This window comes from Kribbella sp. NPDC050459, assembly GCF_040655315.1.
Classification (GTDB): Bacteria; Actinomycetota; Actinomycetes; order Propionibacteriales; family Kribbellaceae; genus Kribbella.
The window spans coordinates 13499-31802 of record NZ_JBFAJQ010000014.1 but is presented as its reverse complement, the minus strand read 5'-3'; the positions used below and the strand labels follow the sequence as shown (position 1 = coordinate 31802).

General features: G+C 68.1%; 17 protein-coding genes. 13 read left to right on the top strand and 4 right to left on the bottom strand.

The genetic code is table 11. The annotated features are described in order from the left end of the window. Window positions 1-16 precede the first annotated feature (16 nt). The 8 genes from AB0I12_RS33830 (at window position 17) to AB0I12_RS33795 (ending at window position 9471) form a co-directional block, all read left to right on the top strand. Window positions 17-904 carry a phosphotransferase gene (locus AB0I12_RS33830; protein WP_359937570.1) on the top strand — a complete coding sequence of 296 codons (888 nt, stop codon included), beginning with the start codon at window positions 17-19 and terminating at the stop codon, window positions 902-904. A gap of 345 nt (window positions 905-1249) precedes the next feature. Further along, on the top strand, window positions 1250-2248 hold the full coding sequence (locus AB0I12_RS33825; RefSeq protein ID WP_355689141.1) for an ABC transporter permease subunit: 999 nt from the start codon (window positions 1250-1252) through the stop codon (window positions 2246-2248). Further along, a complete protein-coding gene (locus AB0I12_RS33820; protein ID WP_359937567.1) occupies window positions 2245-3189 on the top strand; it encodes a carbohydrate ABC transporter permease in 945 nt (314 codons plus the stop codon). Before AB0I12_RS33825 ends, AB0I12_RS33820 begins: the two co-directional genes overlap by 4 nt. 28 nt (window positions 3190-3217) lie before the next feature. Next, window positions 3218-4879: an ABC transporter substrate-binding protein gene (locus tag AB0I12_RS33815; RefSeq protein WP_359937564.1), complete on the top strand. Its 1662-nt coding sequence runs from the start codon at window positions 3218-3220 to the stop codon at window positions 4877-4879. 5 nt (window positions 4880-4884) lie between these two features. Further along, complete coding sequence (locus AB0I12_RS33810) at window positions 4885-7179, top strand: glycoside hydrolase family 95 protein (RefSeq protein ID WP_359937562.1); 2295 nt, start codon at window positions 4885-4887, stop codon at window positions 7177-7179. Window positions 7180-7319: 140 nt separating this feature from the next. Further along, entirely contained in the window at window positions 7320-8333 is a 1014-nt protein-coding gene (locus tag AB0I12_RS33805; RefSeq protein ID WP_359937559.1) for an iron-siderophore ABC transporter substrate-binding protein, read from the top strand. Window positions 8334-8399: 66 nt separating this feature from the next. Then, window positions 8400-9092, top strand: coding sequence for a VOC family protein (locus AB0I12_RS33800; protein ID WP_359937556.1), 693 nt, complete (start codon window positions 8400-8402; stop codon window positions 9090-9092). 85 nt (window positions 9093-9177) lie between these two features. Then, window positions 9178-9471, top strand: coding sequence for a carboxymuconolactone decarboxylase family protein (locus tag AB0I12_RS33795; protein WP_359937553.1), 294 nt, complete (start codon window positions 9178-9180; stop codon window positions 9469-9471). A 939-nt stretch (window positions 9472-10410) separates the two neighbouring features. Here AB0I12_RS33795 and AB0I12_RS33790 read toward each other — a convergent pair. Beyond that, entirely contained in the window at window positions 10411-11025 is a 615-nt protein-coding gene (locus AB0I12_RS33790; RefSeq protein WP_359937550.1) for a hypothetical protein, read from the bottom strand. A 174-nt stretch (window positions 11026-11199) separates the two neighbouring features. Here AB0I12_RS33790 and AB0I12_RS33785 point away from each other — a divergent pair, with 174 nt between their 5' ends. After that, entirely contained in the window at window positions 11200-12195 is a 996-nt protein-coding gene (locus AB0I12_RS33785; protein WP_359937547.1) for an endonuclease/exonuclease/phosphatase family protein, read from the top strand. Here the strand turns inward: AB0I12_RS33785 and AB0I12_RS33780 are convergent. The 3 genes from AB0I12_RS33780 to AB0I12_RS33770 are packed head-to-tail and all read right to left on the bottom strand — an operon-like array spanning window position 12184 to window position 14415. Continuing rightward, window positions 12184-12828 (bottom strand): response regulator transcription factor, encoded by a 645-nt coding sequence (locus tag AB0I12_RS33780; RefSeq protein WP_359937544.1) that lies wholly within the window; start codon window positions 12826-12828, stop codon window positions 12184-12186. The genes AB0I12_RS33785 and AB0I12_RS33780 overlap by 12 nt on opposite strands. After that, window positions 12821-13933: a histidine kinase gene (locus tag AB0I12_RS33775; protein ID WP_359937541.1), complete on the bottom strand. Its 1113-nt coding sequence runs from the start codon at window positions 13931-13933 to the stop codon at window positions 12821-12823. The genes AB0I12_RS33780 and AB0I12_RS33775 overlap by 8 nt, the downstream gene beginning before the upstream one ends. Further along, the gene (locus AB0I12_RS33770) at window positions 13930-14415 is read right to left on the bottom strand and encodes a hypothetical protein (protein ID WP_359937538.1); all 486 of its coding nucleotides are present in this window, start codon (window positions 14413-14415) and stop codon (window positions 13930-13932) included. Before AB0I12_RS33770 ends, AB0I12_RS33775 begins: the two co-directional genes overlap by 4 nt. A 159-nt stretch (window positions 14416-14574) precedes the next feature. Here AB0I12_RS33770 and AB0I12_RS33765 point away from each other — a divergent pair, with 159 nt between their 5' ends. The 4 genes from AB0I12_RS33765 to AB0I12_RS33750 all read left to right on the top strand — a co-directional run bounded on the left by AB0I12_RS33765 (window position 14575) and on the right by AB0I12_RS33750 (window position 18280). Then, window positions 14575-16254, top strand: a complete 1680-nt coding sequence (locus tag AB0I12_RS33765; protein WP_359937535.1) for a sodium:solute symporter family protein — start codon at window positions 14575-14577, stop codon at window positions 16252-16254. Window positions 16255-16267: 13 nt separating this feature from the next. Beyond that, a complete protein-coding gene (locus AB0I12_RS33760) occupies window positions 16268-16516 on the top strand; it encodes a hypothetical protein (RefSeq protein WP_359937532.1) in 249 nt (82 codons plus the stop codon). 97 nt (window positions 16517-16613) lie between these two features. Continuing rightward, entirely contained in the window at window positions 16614-17381 is a 768-nt protein-coding gene (locus AB0I12_RS33755; protein ID WP_355485842.1) for a phytanoyl-CoA dioxygenase family protein, read from the top strand. Continuing rightward, window positions 17378-18280: an AraC family transcriptional regulator gene (locus AB0I12_RS33750; RefSeq protein ID WP_359937529.1), complete on the top strand. Its 903-nt coding sequence runs from the start codon at window positions 17378-17380 to the stop codon at window positions 18278-18280. The genes AB0I12_RS33755 and AB0I12_RS33750 overlap by 4 nt, the downstream gene beginning before the upstream one ends. Window positions 18281-18304: the final 24 nt, after the last annotated feature.

Below are 18304 nucleotides of genomic sequence, written 5' to 3'. Positions count from 1 at the left end.
CTGCGACCATGCTCGGATGCTGCGCACACCCCCGCTGGACGCCTTCGGCCTCGACACCGCGCGGCTCGAGTCCACCCGCCCCGGTGACGCGGACTCGATCGGCAACGGCAACTGGCATCTCTGGACCCGGGACGGCGAGCACCACATCCTGCGCCGCTACCACGTCCTGCGCACCGAATCCGACCTGACCTTCGAGGCGCAGGTCCTCGACCACCTGACGGCCCGCGGCTGGAGTGTGCCCGCGCAGCTCGGCCCGCCCGTGCGCTTCGAAGACCGGCTCTGGGCGGTCACCCGCTACGTACCCGGCCGACCGCACCAGGACGAGACCGCGGCGCAACGAGCCGAGCGTGGCGAACTCCTGGCTCGCCTGCACGCGGACCTCGCCGGCCTCGACCTCGGACGTCGCGAGGGCTTCTTCCAGGCGGCGGACCTGGATGCGATGGGGGAGTTCCAGGACTGGGCCCGGGGTGTCGAGCTGCTCCGCGGACAGCGTCCGTCGCTCGCCGACCGGGCATCGCGCGCGATGGACCGCGCCAAGCAGCTCGTGGCCGACCGCGAGTTGCTGGATCTGCCGCAGACCATCGTGCACGGCGACTTCGCGAGCTGGAACCTGCACTTCGACGAGCGGGGCCGATTCGCCGGGGTGATCGATTTCGACCTGTGCCACCCGGACAGCCGCGCCTGGGAGTTCGTCATCGCCCGCGTGCACAGAGCCCCCGAGATGATCGACGGCTACCAGCGCACCGCCCAGGATCCGCTCAGTGAACGGGAACTGGCTGCGATCGAGTCGTTGCAGGTCGTGCTGCGCGTTCTGATGGTGATGGCCGAGCTCTGGAACGGTCAGCGCGCCGGCCGGTTCGACGAGGCGGCGATCGGGCGGCAGCTGACCAAAGCCAGGTCTTGACATGGGCCGCCGTGGGCGGGTTGACTGCGACATAGTTAACGCAAGAAATAAATTCTGGATCGGTCCGGTGTCGGTGGCTCAGAGCGACCCCGGGTGTGATCGGCGTGTGCCCGGATCCGGTGGCTGGCCACCGGATCAGCTGGCGTTTGCCGACCGGTAGTTGCTGGGGGCAACGCCGCGAATCCCTTGTCGGCAAGGGATCTGAGTACATCGGTCACCGTCCGGTATCGACCGGCCGGGAAACTCTTCCGCTGCCCTGGGATCTGTGTCATCCTCCGGGATAGCGAAACCCGAGATCCTATCGGATATCGGTTCCACTCCAGCGCGTGAGGGAAAGGATGCGGAGTGAGCGCAACCTTCGAGGTGAAACCGGCGCCCGCCGCACCGGCGCCGCCGGCGGCGGCAACCGCCCGGAAACCACCGCGAACGAGTCGCCGGACGCAGGCCCGGCGCAGTCTTCGGCGGCACTGGCAGCTCTACCTGCTCGTCGTCGTACCGCTCGCGTACTTCGTGATCTTCAAGTACGTCCCGATCGCGAACGCCGTGATCGCGTTCAAGAACTACAGCCCCATCAAGGGCCCGTGGGGCAGTGACTGGGTCGGCTTCCGCAACTTCGAGCTGTTCTTCCAGAACCCGGTCTTCTGGACCCTGGTCAAGAACACCTTCCTGCTCTCGGTCTACACGGTCCTGGCGAGCTTCCCGATCCCGATCATCCTGGCGATCGCGCTGAACGAGATCCGCAACGGCCGCTTCAAGAAGATCGTCCAGCTCGTCACGTACGCGCCGTACTTCATCTCCACCGTGGTCGTGGTCTCGATGACGATCCTGGTGCTGTCGCCGCGGCTGGGCTTCGTCAACGACGCGATCGGGCTGTTCGGCGTACCGTCGGTCGACTTCCTCGGGCGGCCGGACTACTTCCGGCACATCTACGTGTGGTCGGACGTCTGGCAGACCACCGGGTACTCCGCGGTGATCTACCTGGCCGCGTTGTCCGGGATCGACCCGGCGCTGCACGAGTCGGCGCGGATCGACGGCGCCAGCCGGCTGCAGCGGATCCGGCACGTCGACCTGCCCGGCATCATGCCGACCGCGGTGATCATCCTGGTGCTCGGCGTCGGCAACATCATGTCGATCGGGTTCGAGAAGGCGTTCCTGCTGCAGAACCCGTTGAACACCGCGCAGTCGGAGATCATCGCCACCTACGTCTACAAGACCGGTCTGCTGAACGCCGACTTCAGCATGGCGACCGCCATCGGGCTCTTCAACTCGGTGATCAACCTCTTCCTGCTGCTGGGCGTGAACTTCGCCGCCAAGCGCATCACCGGAAACGGACTCTGGTCATGAGCGTTACCTTGCAAGGATTCCGCCGTACGTCGGTGCAGCGTTCGGAACGCACCACAATCGAAGAGACGCGCGCCGACAAGATCTTCCTCACCGGCGTGAAGATCATGCTCTGGCTCGCGCTGATCGTGGTCGCCGTGCCGCTGATCTACATCGTCGCGAACTCGTTCAGCAGCCCGTCGGCGGTCAGCGCCGGCCGGGTGCTGCTGTGGCCGATCGAGCCTTCGCTCAAGGCCTACAAGGAAGCGTTCAGCGACCCGCTGATCATGAAGGGCTACCTGAACTCGTTCATCTACGCGATCGGCGGCACGCTGATCAGCGTCACGCTGACGATCGCGATCGCGTACCCGCTGTCCCGCCGGACGTTCTTCGGCCGGAACGTGATCATGAGCGTGCTGATCTTCACCATGCTGTTCTCCGGCGGCCTGATCCCGACGTACCTGGTGGTCCAGGACCTCGGCCTGCTGAACACCCGCTGGGCGATGGTGATCCCGAGCGCGATCGGGGTCTGGCAGGTGATCATCGCGCGGACGTTCTTCCGCAGCACGATCCCGGAGGAGCTGTACGAGGCGGCCACCATCGACGGGGCGAGCGACCTGCGGTTCCTGTGGTCGATCGTGCTGCCGCTGTCCAAGCCGGTGATCGCGGTGATCGCGCTGATGTACGCGATCTTCCAGTGGAACAGCTACTTCGACGCGCTGATCTACCTCAAGGACCCCGGCCTGTACCCGCTGCAGATCGTGCTGCGGAACGTGCTGATCCTGAACACCCTCACCGGGTCCACCACCACGACGAGTCTGGCCCAGCAGCTCGAACAGCAACAGCTGGCCAACGTCCTCAAGTACGCGCTCATCGTCATCTCGAGCCTGCCCGTACTGATCATCTACCCGTTCGTCGCCCGCCACTTCACCAAGGGCGTGATGGTCGGCGCGGTCAAGGGCTGATTCAGCCACTTCAGAGAGGAACACAGCAATGCGCTCATCCGTGAGCAAGGTGGTCGCGCTGGCCGCCGCCGGCGCGCTCGCCCTGGCGGCGTGCAGCTCGGACAAGTCGAGCAAGGGTGCGGCGAACGAGACGTCGGCCGACGGCAAGGTCGTCGTCGACACCTTCACGCCGTCCGACCAGAGCACCAACATGGACACCAACGCGGTGACCAAGATCATCAGCGACAAGTTCAAGATCCAGTTCCGCTGGCAGACCACGACGTACGACGCCGGGCCGGCCAAGGAGAAGCGGCAGATCGCGCTCGCCAGCGGCGACTACCCGGACCTGTTCTTCCTGATCCCGTGGATCGACGCGTTCACGCAGGCGGAGGTGCTCAAGCTCGGCCAGCAGGGCATCGCGGTGCCGCTGGAGGACCTGATCAAGGAGAACGCGCCGAACATCCAGAAGGCGCTGGACTCCAACAAGGAGTACAAGGAGATGTCGACCGCGCCCGACGGTCACATCTACGCGCTGCCGCAGTGGGCGGACTGCTTCCACTGCACCTACCCGGACAAGCTGTGGATCAACAGCGCCTGGCTGAAGAAGCTCGGCCTGCAGGTGCCGAAGACCACCGACGACCTGCGCAACGTGCTCCAGGCGTTCAAGACCAAGGACCCGAACGGCAACGGCAAGGCCGACGAGATCCCGATGACCACCGACACCCAGGACAGCAGCCTGATCGCGTACCTGATGAACGCGTTCGCCTACGACCCGGTCGGTGCCAACAACGGCGTCCGGTCGCTGATCACCCTGAACGGCGACAAGGTCGTCACGCCGGTCACCTCGGACCAGTGGAAGGAAGGCCTGAAGTACATCCACGGCCTCTACAAGGACGGACTGATCGACCAGGCCGCGTTCACCCAGAACGCGCAGGCGCTGCAGGCGCAGGGCAACAACCCGAAGGCTGTCGTGCTCGGCTCCGTGCCGGTGCTCTGGCCGGGCATCTTCGTCCAGCTCGACTCCAAGGACGGCCGGGACAAGCAGTACGACGCCGTCCCGCCGCTGACCGGTCCCGAGGGCAAGAGCTACACCGGGTACAACCACCCGACGTCGACCGGCTACACGTTCATGCTGACCAACAAGGCCAGCAAGGAGGCCCAGGTCGCGGCGATCAAGATGCTCGACTGGATCTACAGCGACGAGGGCCAGATGATCACCAACATGGGCCCGGAGGGCGTCGGCTGGACCAAGCCCGCCGCCGGTGACATCGCGCTCGACGCGAGCACCAAGGCGCTGTACAAGCCGAAGCAGGACGCGCCGAAGAACATCAGCTGGGGCGCGCTCGGTCAGTACAACAACACGCTGGCCTACCGGAACGCGCAGGTCGTGCCCAAGGACATCTACACCGGCGCCGGCCTGGAGCGGCGGCTGTGGGAGGCCACCAAGCTGTACGAGGGCCACGAGGACAAGGCGCAGTGGTTCCCGCAGACCTCGGTCTGGCCGGACCCGAGCCTGAGCGGCGAGCTCGCCACGCTGCAGACCAACCTGAACACGTACGTCAACCAGAACCAGCTGGCCTTCATCACGGGTTCGAAGAACATCGACACCGACTGGGACGCGTACGTGAAGGGGCTGGAGAGCACCGGCATGCCGCGGTACCTGGAGATCAACCAGCAGGCCTACGACAAGTACAAGAGCGGTTCGAAGTAGGGCTGATGTCTCATCTCCTGTGGTTCCGCAGCCCCGCGGCTGACTGGTTCGAGGCGTTGCCGCTCGGCAACGGGCACCTCGGCGCGAAGGTGTACGGCCGGGTCGCCGACGAGCGGATCGCGCTCAACCTCGACGACGTCTGGTCCGGTGACGGTCCGCGCACGCTGACCGTCCCGGACGGGCCGGCCGTGCTGGCCGACGTACGCCGGTTGTTGCTGGAGGACGGCGATCAGCTGGCCGCCACCGAGCGGACCCGTGCGCTGCAGGGGCCGCTGGTGGAGTCGTACCAGCCGCTCGCCGACCTCGTGATCCGGTCGGCTTCGGGTGACCCTGCGGACTACCGGAGGAGCCTGGATCTGCGCACCGGGATCGCCGCCGTCGACTACACGGTCGACGGCGTGCGGTTCCGGCGCGAGACCTTCGTGTCCGCGCCGGACCAGGTGCTGGCGTGGACCGTCACGGCCGACCGGGCCGGCGCTGTCGATCTCGATCTCGCGCTCGACAGCCCGCATCCGGTCGCCGCGGAAGGTGCCGGCGGCAGCTACAGCGTGGTCGGCCGGGCGCCGTCGGACCTGACCATCGAGTACCGCGAGCGGCCGGACCCGATCCGGTACGAGGACGGGCGCGGTATCGGCTTCGGCGTCGCGCTACGGGCTCATGCCGAGGGCGGTACGGTCACGGCCTCGCCTGACGGGGTCGCGGTTCGCGGGGCGGATCGGCTGACTGTGCTGGTGGCCGCCGCCAGCACGTTCGCCGCGTGGACGGTGCCGCCGGGCCGCGACCTGTCCGTCGCGCTCGCGGAGGCGACCGCCGCTCTGGACGCGGTGGCTGTGGACAAGCTGCGTGAGCGTCACGTCGAGGACCACGCCACCCTCTACGACCGGGCCGAGTTGCAGCTCGGCCCGGTCGTCACTCTGCCGACCGACGAGCGGATCAAGGCGGTCGCTGCCGGCGGCAACGATCCGGATCTGGTGGCGCTCGCGTTCAACCTCGGCCGGTACCTGTTGATCGCCTCGTCCCGCCCCGGGACCCAGGCGGCCAACCTGCAGGGCATCTGGAACCAGGACCGCCGGCCGATGTGGGCCAGCGACTGGACCAACAACATCAACACGCAGATGAACTACTGGCTCGCCGACCTGACCGGGTTGAGCGAGTGTTTCGACCCGCTGACCGACCTGCTGGAAGGCCTGGCGGCGTCCGGCGCCGATACCGCGCGGATCCTGTACGACGCTCCTGGCTGGGTGTCGCACCACAACGCGGACATCTGGAGGGCGACCTGGCCCGTGGGCGAGGGCGGTGACGATCCGGTCTGGGCGATGTGCGCGACGTGCGGAGTGTGGCTGACGGCGCATCTCATGGAGCACTACCGGTTCACCGGCGACGTGGAGTTCTTGCGGGAACGCGCCTATCCGGTGATGGCGGGTGCGGCCGAGTTCGTCCTGGCGATGCTGGTCGAGGACCAGGACGGTGTCCTGCAGTTCGTCCCGTCGACCGCTCCGGAGCATCACTTCGTCCTGCCTTCCGGCGCGAAGGCGTCGGTCGATCTCACATCGACGTACGACGTCTGGCTGATCCGCGAGCTGTTCGCGAACCTGGCCGAGGCCGCGTCGGTCCTCGGTCTGTCCTCCGAACTCGTCGAGCGGGTGACTGCCGCCCGGGAACGGTTGCCGAAGATCCGTACGGCCTCCGACGGGCGGCTGTTGGAGTGGCCGACCGACTGGCAACCCTCGGAGCCGCAGCACCGTCACCAGTCGCACCTCTACGGTTTGTATCCGGGCGCGGAGATCGACCCGCTGCGTACGCCGGAGTGGGCCGCGGCGGCCCGTGCCTCGCTGGAGTTGCGGACGGCGGGTGCGGTGAACGGCGGCTGGACCGCCGCCTGGCTGGTCGCGTTGTGGGCCCGGCTGTTCGAGCCGGAGCGCGCCGCTGCGGTGATCCAGGACTATCTGAGCCGGTTGGTGTCGGACAACCTGATGCACCGCGACGGCGACATCTTCCAGATCGACGCCAACTTCGGCATCACCGGCTGCATCCCGGAACTCCTGCTGCAGAGCCACACCGACGTCGTCCGCGTCCTGCCCGCGCTGCCGGCCGAGTGGCCGGACGGGTCGTTCCGCGGCCTGCGGGCGCGCGGCGGGCTTGTGTTCGACGCGACCTGGCGCGACGGCAAGCTGACCGAGGCCGTCGTCCGAGCCACCCACGCCGGCACCCACCGCATCGCCCTCACCTCCGACCACGTCGTCACCCGCACCCTCGCCGCCGGCGAAAGCGCGACCTTGTGCACCACGTCCGCGCCGTAGACGCCCGGAGGCACGCGAACCGTGCACAAAGTCGTCCTTGAGCACCGGCCAACCGTCTGGGCGGCGGCCCCGCGGTTGGGCCGTGCATACAGTGGGTCTGGTTAGGGATGCCTAACCAAAGTTGTGTAGGGTCTGTGGGTGTGAGGAAGCTGATCGGGGTCGTTGTGGCGGCAGCTCTGCTGGTGCTCGCCGGGTGCGGCGGCGGGGACACCAAGAGTTCGGACACCGGCGTCGGTGACAAGGAAGTGGCCACCGGCGGGCGGCTGTTCAAGACCGCCGACGCGGAGACCGCGAAACTCGGGTCGGACGCCGCGCCGGGGGCGTTCCCGCGGACGGTGAAGGGCGCGCTCGGCTCGGTGCAGATCGAGAAGAAGCCGTCGCGCATCGTCGTCCTGGACAGCGGCGAGCTGGACGACGTCCTCGCGCTCGGCATCACGCCCGTCGGCATGGCGACGACGGCGGGCCAGAGCGGCGTACCGTCGTACCTCGCGGACAAGGCGCAGGGCATCAAGACCGTCGGCGGGATCAGCGAGCTGAACCTCGAGGCGATCGCGGCGCTGAAGCCGGACCTGATCCTGGGCAGCAAGCTGCGGGCCAACGACCTGTACGAGAAGCTGAGCGCGATCGCGCCGACCGTGTTCAGCATCCGGCCCGGGTTCCCGTGGAAGGAGAACTTCCTGCTGGTCGCGGACGCGGTCGGCGAGGAGGACAAGGCGACCGGCCTGCTGAACGACTACCAGAAGCGCGCCGACGAGGTGAAGTCCAAGGTCGACGGCGCGCCGACGATCTCGCTGGTCCGGTTCCGTCCCGGGCAGATCCGGCTGTACGGCAACCTGTCGTTCATCGGCGTCATCCTGAAGGACGTCGGCCTGCCGCGGCCCAAGATCCAGGACGTGCAGGACCTCGCCGTCGAGGTCTCCCAGGAGAACATCGGCCAGGCCGCCGGCGACCGGATCTTCTACTCCAGCTACGGCAAACCCGACACCACCGACGAAACCAAGATCGTCAACGGCAACCTGTGGAAGTCCCTCGCCGCGGTGAAGGCCGGCAAGGCCGAACGCGTCGACGACGAGGTCTGGTTCCTCGGCCTCGGCCCGATCGGCGCCATGAAGGTCCTGGACGATCTACAGAAGCTGCTCGCCGCCAAGGGATAGCACCCACGCGCCCGCGTCGCTTCCGGCTTACGCCTGGGCTGTCAGTGGGGCTGCAAGGATGCAGCTATGGAACAAGTACTGAGTCGGCCGGAAGCGTCGGAGGCTGTTCAGGAATCTGGGTGGCGCTTCTTGCTGGGCAGTCTGCGGACATCGGTCCCGGTCGAGTCCCTGGCGCGGGCGATCGGCTTGGCGACGGATGCTGTCGCGGTGTGCGGCAACGACGCCGACCGGCACCTCCGGGTCGACGCTCGCCCCGATCGAGTCGTCTTCACCCTGCAATCGGTGGAGAGCGCTGCGGTGACCACCACGGATGTCGAACTCGCGCTGCGGATCACTGCCGTCGCACAGAAGTCCGGCTTGCAGGCGCAACCGGAAATCGGCACCGACGCACCCAGGTCCGTCCAGGTTCTGGAGATCGCGATCGACGCACTCGACATCGCCGGGATTCGGCCGTTCTGGAAGGCAGCTCTGGGCTACACGGATGAGGTGGGTAGGGAGGGGCCGGAGGATCCGCTCGTCGACCCGGTTGGTCAGGGCCCCGCCATCTGGTTCCAGCAGATGGATCAGCCGCGCCCGCAGCGCAATCGCATCCACTTCGACGTCTGTGTTCCGCACGACGAGGCAACTCGACGCATCGAGACCGCATTGGCGGCCGGCGGTCGACTCGTATCCGCGACGCGTGCCCCCGCGTTCTGGGTACTCGCCGACCTGGAAGGAAACGAAGCCTGCGTAACTACCTGGCAGGGCCGAGACGGCTGAGCCACGCGCTGGCACTCCCATCACCAGCAGCTTGCGAGGACCGGTCGGGGCTTAGCGTCGGGTGCTGGCGGATATCGCGCCCGCGTTGGCGCATCACATTGTGGCGTTCGGATTCGGCGATATCTATGCACGGCCCGGTCTCGACGCGAAGCAGCGGCAGCTGGTCACGCTCGGCGTACTGACTGCCCTGGGTGGTTGCGAGCCCCAGCTCGAGGTCCACCTCCGTACGTCGCTCAACGTCGGACTCACCCCGCAAGAGCTCGTCGAGACGCTGATTCACGCCGCCGGGTACGCCGGGTTCCCCCGCGCACTCAACGCGGTCGCCGTCGCCAAGAAGGTCTTCACCGAGCAGGACCTAATCCCAGTGCGTGAGAGCTGAGTCAGAGCCACACTCATCCAGCCCGCGATCTCCTCCTTCACAACCACCACCAGCAGCGTTGACCGCGGAGGCGGGCCCAGGTGTACGGCCTGAGCATGGGGAGAGCAGAAGGTGGACCGACCACATCTAGGCCACACCCACAGCTCAACCATCCACAGCCACGTCGGGGGCCACCGACCCGTTCACCACCGTCACAGGCACTCAGACAAGAGCCGCAGCGAGCACCCGCCAACACCAGCAGGCAGACCTTGCGCCAACCGCAGGCTCTCGACGCAAGGCGGGCCCAGCCGCCAGCCACCTCCCGCCGACTCAAGCCGGCACCCCAGGCCAGCCGGAAGCACCCCGGGCAAGCCGTACCCCCGCCGCCAGCCGCAATCTCACGGCGCAAGCCGGAAGCGCCCCGGCGCGAGCCGGAAACTCCCGGCGGCAGCCGGAACCCCCGGCGCCAGCCGGAGGTACCCCGGCGCCAGCCGGAAACAGCGACCTCAGCCGCCTGATCGGGCGTCCTACCACCCCGATCGCAGCCAGCATCGCTGCAGCGGTGCACTGAGGACAGGAGGTATCCGGCTCCCGGCCTCGTTGCGCGGTCCGTCCCATGCTCACGGCGACGTATACGTAGACGACTACGTCCTGTCGTCAGTAACCCCGACGACCCCACCCAACAACTCGTCGGCCCGGTCGCCGCGTCGAAGTGCGCGGAGCCGCCCGGTACTCCCGGCGGCAGCCGGAACCCTCCGGCGCCAGCCGGAAGTACCCCGGCGCAAGCCGGAGTCTCACGGCGTTAGCCGGAAACGGATACTCCGGCGCTAGCCGGGGGTGTGAGCGCGCGTAGCGGGTGCGTTGAGGAGCGTAGCGACGAAGTGAGCGCCGGCGTAGCACGCGTGGGTCTGTCATCACATGCTTCACCCGCCGCGTCCCACGACACCAAACGCGGGTCAGTCAGTCCTCGACTCGCCCGCGATTGCTCACCGGGACATGCGGTGCGTGCTGAGCCACAGCGGTGGCAAGGGCGTCGTACGGCAGCGTCCGCCCGAGAATCTCGTGTGTGCCGGGCCAGGGGCACGACGGACCCCACGCTTTCGTACTGCGGGGGAGGGCGTCCTCGTCGAGGAGCATGACGACCAGGTGCGGCTCCCAGGTGTCCTCGCCCTCGTCATTGACCTCGTGGCGTTCGAGCCGGCACACGCCGCGGACCTCGCCCCACGGGATCGTGCGGGGCTGTTCGCCGCCGAGGCGGATGCCGGCGTCGTCGACGGTCAGCAGGACGTCGTCGTCGTTCTCCTCGCGCCGTTCCTCGAGCGCGGTGATCGCGCCGACGAGCAGCAGGATCGGCAAGCCGACCGCGAAGATCAGCGGCGTCCCGCCCCAGGCCAGCCAGACCGCTTCGAGCGGTTCCCGGATGGACTCGCCGCGGATCGCCTGGACGACGACGATCGTCAGGGTCAGCGCGACCATCAGGCCGAAGATCACGGTGCCGACGGCGAGCGCGGTCCTGGTCGTGCCGAGCCCGTGGCGCTTGACGACGAACGGCTCGGTGGCCTGCGCGGACTGCATACGGGCATTGTGGGCGCTGTCACCCGAAGTCACCAGTACCCTCACGGATTCCTCATCATTCCGGCTGTGCCCGGCTGCGTCCGGTGCGGTCTCCGGTCGTCCGTACGGATGAAATCGCCGCACCCGGCCGGGCACGGACTTTGGTCCGGCCCGGCAGTCCGCCACAATCGCTGCATGCCGGACCGCCAAACCGCTGTTGCCACCCGCCAGCCGTCGTCGCCCAGGAACGCGCGCCGCCGGAAGGGTGGCATGTGGCGGCGCGGTTGGGTGATCGCGGTGCTGGCGATCCTGTCGGCGCTGCCGCTGCTGTTCCACCGTTACGTGCCGAACTCGATCGGTAACCTCGGCAGCCTGCTCGACACGTTCCTGCCGTGGGTCGGTGTCGCGATCCCGGTCCTCGCCGTCGCGGCGCTGGTCCGGCGGTCCGCGACGGCCGGTGTCGCGCTCCTCGTCCCGGCGGTGATCTGGGCGCTGATGTTCGGCGACCTGCTGATCCCGGGCAAGGGCGGCGGGGGAGCGTACGACCTGCGTGTGCTGACCCACAACGTCGACGCGGCGAACCCGGACCCGGAGCGGACCGCGCGGGACCTGATCGCCGCCGACGCCGACGTGATGGCGCTGGAGGAACTCACCGCGGGGGACCTGAAGATCTACAAGTCCGCGTTCGCCGAGCTGTACCCGTACGAGGTGTCCCGGGACACGGTCGCCCTGTGGTCGAAGTACCCGGTGGTCGAGACGAAGTCCGTCGACGTCGGCTTCAGCTGGACGCGTGCGCTGCGCGCCGAGGTCAGCACGCCGGAGGGCAAGGTCGCGGTGTACGTCGCGCACCTCGCCTCGGTCCGGGTCGGCACCAGCGGGTTCACGTCCGACCAGCGCAACAACACGATCAAGGCGCTCGGCCGGCAGATCGCCGACGAGCGGCTCGCGGGCGTGATCGTGATGGGCGACTTCAACGGTACGGCGAACGACCGGAGTCTCGCGCCGCTGACGGCCGGCCTCCGCTCGGCGCAGGGCGCGGCCGGTACCGGCTTCGGGTTCACCTGGCCGTCGGCGTTCCCGATGGCGCGGATCGACCACATCCTGGTGCGCGGCGTCACCCCGACGAAGGCCTGGGTGATGAGCCCGACCGGCAGCGACCATCGCCCGGTCGTCGCCGAGCTACGAATCTGACGCGATCCCTTTCCGGTAGGCGTACCGCACCGCCTCGGCGCGGTGCCGGGCGCCGATCTTCGCGAACGTGTTGTTGATGTGCGTCTTCACCGTCGCCTCGCTGATGAACAGCCGCCCGGCGATCTCGGGGTTGCTCAGTCCCTGCGCGATCAACCGCAGGACCTCGGTCTCGCGTGCGGTCAGCCCGTCGCCGCCGGGATCAGCCGCCGGCGCCAGGCCGGCCACGAGCCGTTTGGTCACCTCCGGGTCGAACGTCGACTGACCGGCCGCGGTGGACCGCAGCGCGGCGCCGATCTCGGCGCGGCCGGCGTCCTTGGTGAGGTAGCCGCGGGCCCCGGCGCGGAGCGCGTTCGCGATCGACGTGTCGTCGGCGTACGTGGTCAGCACGAGGACGGCGACGTGCGGGAAGTCGGCGGTGATCCGCGCGGTCGCCTGCGTGCCGTCCAGGACCGGCATCCGCAGGTCCATCAGCACCACGTCTACGTTGCCCCCGGCAACCAGGTCGACGGCCTCGACGCCGTTCGCGGCCGCGCCGGTCACCTCGACGCCGTCGATCAGCCCAAGCAGCGCGACCAGTCCCTCCCGCACGACCTGCTGGTCGTCCGCCACGACGACCCTGATTGCGTCACTCAACCTCTGCCACCACCAACCAGTCGTCGCCGTCCGGACCCGCTGTCAACGTCCCACCGACCAGGGCCAGCCGCTCCCGCATCCCGGTCAACCCGAACCCCTCGCCGCTCGTCACGCCCTTGTTCCGAACCGACAACCGTACGCCGTCGAGCCGCATCCCGACCGTCTGACCGGGTGCGTGCTTGGCGGCATTGGTCAGCGCCTCACGAGCGGCGCCGAGCAGCGCCACGGTGACAGCTGAGTCCAGCTTCCGCGGGTGGCCCGTGACAGCGAGCTGCACAGCTGTCCCGTGGTCCTTCTCGTGCTGCTCCGCCAGCCCGGCGAGCGCGGCGGGAAGCTCTGGCACAGCGTCGGACCGCAGCGCAGCCACGGCGTTCCGTGCCTCGGTCAGCCCCTGTACGGCGAGCCGCCGCGAACGACGTACCCGCTCGAGCGCACCGGCCGTGTCGCCACGCTCCTCCAGCAACGCCTCGGCCACCTCCAGTTGGACGCTCAGTGCGCCGAGCGAGTGCGCCAGCACGTCGTGCAGGTCCCGCGCGATCCGCCCGCGCTCCTCCAGCGTGGCGGCGCGGGCGTGCTCGCTCTGCGCCAGCCGGGTCTGCTCCAGCAGCTGCTCGGTCTGTCGCGCCTGCACCTCGTACTGACGCCGGTTCAACCCGAAGGCGACAAGTACGGCCGTCCACAGCAGCTGGGTGAAGTACCAGCTGTCGGACTGGCCGAACAGCCACGCCGACCCGGCGTAGGCGGCTGCCACGCCGATGCCGGCAGCAACGATCGGGCGATTGCCATGCCGTCGGAAGTCGAGCACGGCAACGTCGGTGATCGCGACCAGGACCAGGACCAGCGCGTTCGACTGCGGGTAGCCGGCGATCAGAGCACTGCTGACGGCCACGACGGACAGCAGTGCGAAGGAGACGTACGGCCTGGCTGTCATCAGCACTGAACCAGCCAGGAACAGGGCGAAGCTCACACCGAGCACGACCCAGACCCAGCTGTCCGCAGGGCGGGCCGTCGAGAGCACCGCGACCGCGACGCCGCTGGCGAGTACCCGGCCGACCCAGCCGCTCTCTCCGTGCGGACGGGGCGGCAGCAGCGCCTTCAGCTTCACTGGTTGGTGTACTCCTCGGCCATCTGGCTCGCCTTGCTCTGGATGATCAGCGACTGGGTCAACAGGTTCGCACCCATCGAGACCATCAGCGCACCGCCGCCGGCGACCGAGGCGCCGAGCAGGTGGCCGAGACCCGCGAGCCCGAGCCGGACGACCAGGTAGGCCACCATGATGCCGAGTCCGGGCAGGCCGAGCCGGAAGAACACCTTCCCGGCGCGCCGCTCGACCTGGGCGACCCGTCCGGAGCCGACACCGGCCACGAGCGCCAGCACGGCGCCGGCGACGAGCAGAACGACGTCGAGCGCGCCGAGTCCGGTGTGCCGGTCGTACAGCTGGTAGACGCCGACCCCGATCAGCACGAGCGGGCCGCGCCAGACGTCGGTGTCGGAGTTCTCCAGCTCGGACCAGGACAGCCGCCGGGCGAGGACGCCGACCACGACGGCGACCACGACGAGTGCGTTGGGCAACGTTCCGAGGCTCATGTCACGGACGGTAGGTCGGCGCGGTCGTTCCTGGGTACCGACCAGGGGTGGAGATCCGGGTGGAGAACCGGCCGGGTCGCCGCCGGGTTGGTTGAAAGTAGGAGTAACGTTCCTCAGCGGTAACAACACGAACAGTCACTGTGGTGATCCGGAGGCCCGATGCTTGCCCAACAATCCATCCTCAGACTGGACGCGACGGCGATCGACTACATCATCATCGCCCTGTACTTCGTCTTCGTGCTCGGCATCGGCTACCTGGCCAGACGGGCGGTCTCCAGCAGCCTGGACTTCTTCCTGTCCGGGCGCTCGCTGCCCGCCTGGGTGACCGGCCTGGCGTTCATCTCGGCCAACCTGGGCGCCATCGAGATCATGGGCATGTCGGCGAACGGCGCGCAGTACGGCATGCCGACCGTGCACTACTTCTGGATCGGCGCGATCCCGGCGATGCTGTTCCTCGGCGTCGTGATGATGCCGTTCTACTACGGCTCGAAGGTCCGCAGTGTGCCGGAGTTCATGCTCCGCCGGTTCGGGAAGCCCGCGCACCTGGTGAACGCGATCAGCTTCGCCCTGGCGCAGGTGCTGATCGCGGGCGTGAACCTGTTCCTGCTGGCCACCATCGTGAACGTGCTGCTCGGCTGGCCGATCTGGGTGTCGGTGATCGTCGCCGCCCTGATCGTGCTCAGCTACATCACGCTCGGCGGGCTGTCCGCCGCGATCTACAACGAGGTGCTCCAGTTCTTCGTGATCGTCGCCGCGCTGCTCCCGCTGACGCTGATCGGCCTGCACAAGGTCGGCGGCTGGGAGGGCCTGGTCGACAAGGTGACCGCGTCGCCGGGAGGCGCCGAGCAGATGAGCGCGTGGCCGGGCAACGCCCTGAGCGGCTTCAGCAACGACTTCCTGTCGGTGATCGGCATCGTGTTCGGCCTCGGGTTCGTGCTCTCGTTCGGCTACTGGACGACGAACTTCGTCGAGGTCCAGCGGGCGATGGCGTCGAAGAACATGTCGGCGGCCCGGCGGACCCCGATCATCGGCTCGTTCCCGAAGATGTTCGTGCCGTTCATCGTGATCATCCCCGGCATCATCGCCGCGGTGATCGTGCCCGAACTGGCCCAGTTCAAGGCCACCGGCAGCGGTGAGGTCGACTACAACGACGCGCTGCTGCTGCTGATGCGCGACCTGCTGCCGAACGGCATGCTCGGCCTGGCGATCACCGGTCTGCTGGCCTCGTTCATGGCCGGTATGGCGGCGAACCTGAGCTCGTTCAACACCGTGATGTCCTACGACATCATCGAGCGCTACGTGATCAAGGACCGGCCGGACGACTTCTACCTGCGGACCGGCCGCTGGGTGACGGTCGCGGGCACAGTGATCGCGATCGGCACGGCCGCGATCGCCTCCGGCTACAGCAACCTGATGGACTACCTGCAGCAGCTGTTCTCGTTCTTCAACGCACCGCTGTTCGCCACCTTCATCCTCGGTATGTTCTGGAAGCGGATGACCGCGGCGGCCGGCTGGATCGGCCTGGTCAGCGGTACGGCGACCGCGATCGTGGTGTTCGTGCTGTCCGAGAACGGCGTCATCAACCTGCCCGGTCAGGGCGCCAGCTTCGTCGGCGCCGGTGCGGCCTTCGTGGTCGACATCCTGATCAGCGTCCTGGTCAGCACGATGACCCGGCCGAAGGAGGAGTCCGAGCTGGTCGGCCTGGTGTACTCGCTGACGCCGAAGGAGCAGCGCACCGAGGTGACGCTGCGCGGTGACCACGGCTGGTACCGCCGGCCGGTGCTGCTGGCCGGTATCTCGCTGGCGATGACTGTCGTCCTCAACATCGTCTTCGGCTGATTGGGAGCTTGTGATGGCACGGAAGAAGAAGTCCGGAGCATTCGACATCCGGATCGTGATCGCCGCCCTGGTCGGGATCTACGGCCTGGTGCTGACGGTTCTCGGCCTGGTCGAGAAGCAGGCCGAGATCGACAAGGCGGCCGGGATCAACATCAACCTCTGGGGCGGCCTCGGGATGCTGCTGTTCACCGTCCTGTTCGTGCTCTGGGCCCGGCTGCGGCCGATCGTCGTACCGGTCGAGGAGACGTCGGCCGGCGAGTAGTCATGTCCGTTCGGCGAACATCGGCGTCCGGTCGGGTCCTCCCGTCCGGACGCCGCCGTTCGTAGGCTCGAAGTACCCGATCAGGAGGTACTCCGAGATGACGATCACAGACGGGCGTCCCGAACTCTCGACGCTCGCGCAGCAGTACGCCGAGAACGGCTTCGTCCTGGTGAAAGGCCTGCTCAGCAAGGAAGAAGCGGCCCACTACCGGCAGCGCAGCCACGACCTGCTGGCGCAGCTGAACCGGTCCGACGACCCGACCTGGGGCGCCGCCCGGGACATGACCGAGGCGCCGACGAAGCTGCAGCACCTGCACGACGCGCAGTTCTACGACGCCGAGTTCTCGAAGCTGCTGGTGGACCCGCGGTTCACCGACGTGGCCGCCGCGGTGATGGGTGTGGACAACGTCCAGCTGCACCACACCAAGCTGTTCGTGAAGCCGCCGGAGAACGGTTCGCCGTTCCCGCTGCACCAGGACCACCCGTTCTTCCCGCACACTTACCACCGGGTCGGGGCGGCGATCTTCCACTTCGACGACGCGCCGGAGGAGAAGGGCTGCGTGCGGGTCATCCCGGGCAGCCACAAGGACGGGCCGCGGGAGCACAGCCCGGAAGGGTCGTACCACCTGCTGGAGCCGTCGTTCGACGCGGCGACGCCGCAGCCGGCCGAGGCAGGCGACGTCCTGTTCTTCACGTACCTGACCGTGCACGGGTCCGGCGTGAACACCAGCGACGAGGCGCGCACCACGTGGCTGATCCAGTACCGCGACCCGGGGGACCCGCCGACGGTGAAGACCCACGAGTGGTCGCTCGGCCAGGGCATGATGCTGCGAGGAGTCGACCCGACCGGCAGGAGCGCTGTTTGACCGTCCCCCCGATGCTGTCCGGCGTCGCTGCGGCGGGCCGGTTCGTCGACCTCGCGGGACTGCTCGAGTCCTGCGAGGTCGACGGCTTCCGCGCGGACTTCCTCAGCTGGGGGCACTACCGGCCCGAGTACTGGCGCAACTACTGGCACACCCACTCGTTCCACGAGGTGTGCCTGGCGTACTCCGGGGAGGGCCGCTTCAACAACGGCACCGTGCAGTACGACGTGACGCCCGGCTCGGTGTTCCTCGCGCGGCCCGGCGACGTCCACGAGATCGAGTCCTCGCGCACGTCGCCGCTCGGCATCGCCTTCTGGGGCTTCACCTTTCGTCCGGGGTCCGACGAGCGAGGGTGGTGGTCAGGGCTGACCCGTGCTGATGGGCCGGTCATGTCCGCGAGAAGCGGTTCGCTGCCGGCACTCATCACAGGCCTGGCTGCGGAGGCGGCTGCGCCGGTATCGGGCTACAGCACAGTGCTGGCTGCTCTTGGCGCCACCCTCGTGCTGGAAACGGCTCGTGCGTTCGCGTTGGACGAGGACCTGGCAGTGGAGCCCATCAGGCGGGACCGTGGGCCGCTGGTGGTGGAGGCGATGCAGCGGCACCTTCGCGACAACCTGTCCCGTCCGATCACCGTCCGGGACGTGGCAGCCGTCGTACACCTGTCGGAGCGGCATGCTGAGCGACTGTTCACGCAGCAGACAGGAGCCTCGATCATGTCGACGCTCCGCCGCCTCCGGCTCGAGTTGTCCGCGCAGCTGCTGCTGGACCACACCCTGTCCATCACCGACGTGGCACGCGCCTGCGGCTACTCCGACGTACGGCCGTTCTCTACTGCGTTCAAACGCAAGTACGGCCGTACGCCGGGCGACCACCGCCGGGCCGGCGGCACAGAGTTCATGTAGCGGCGTTGCTACGGTCGCCTGTGC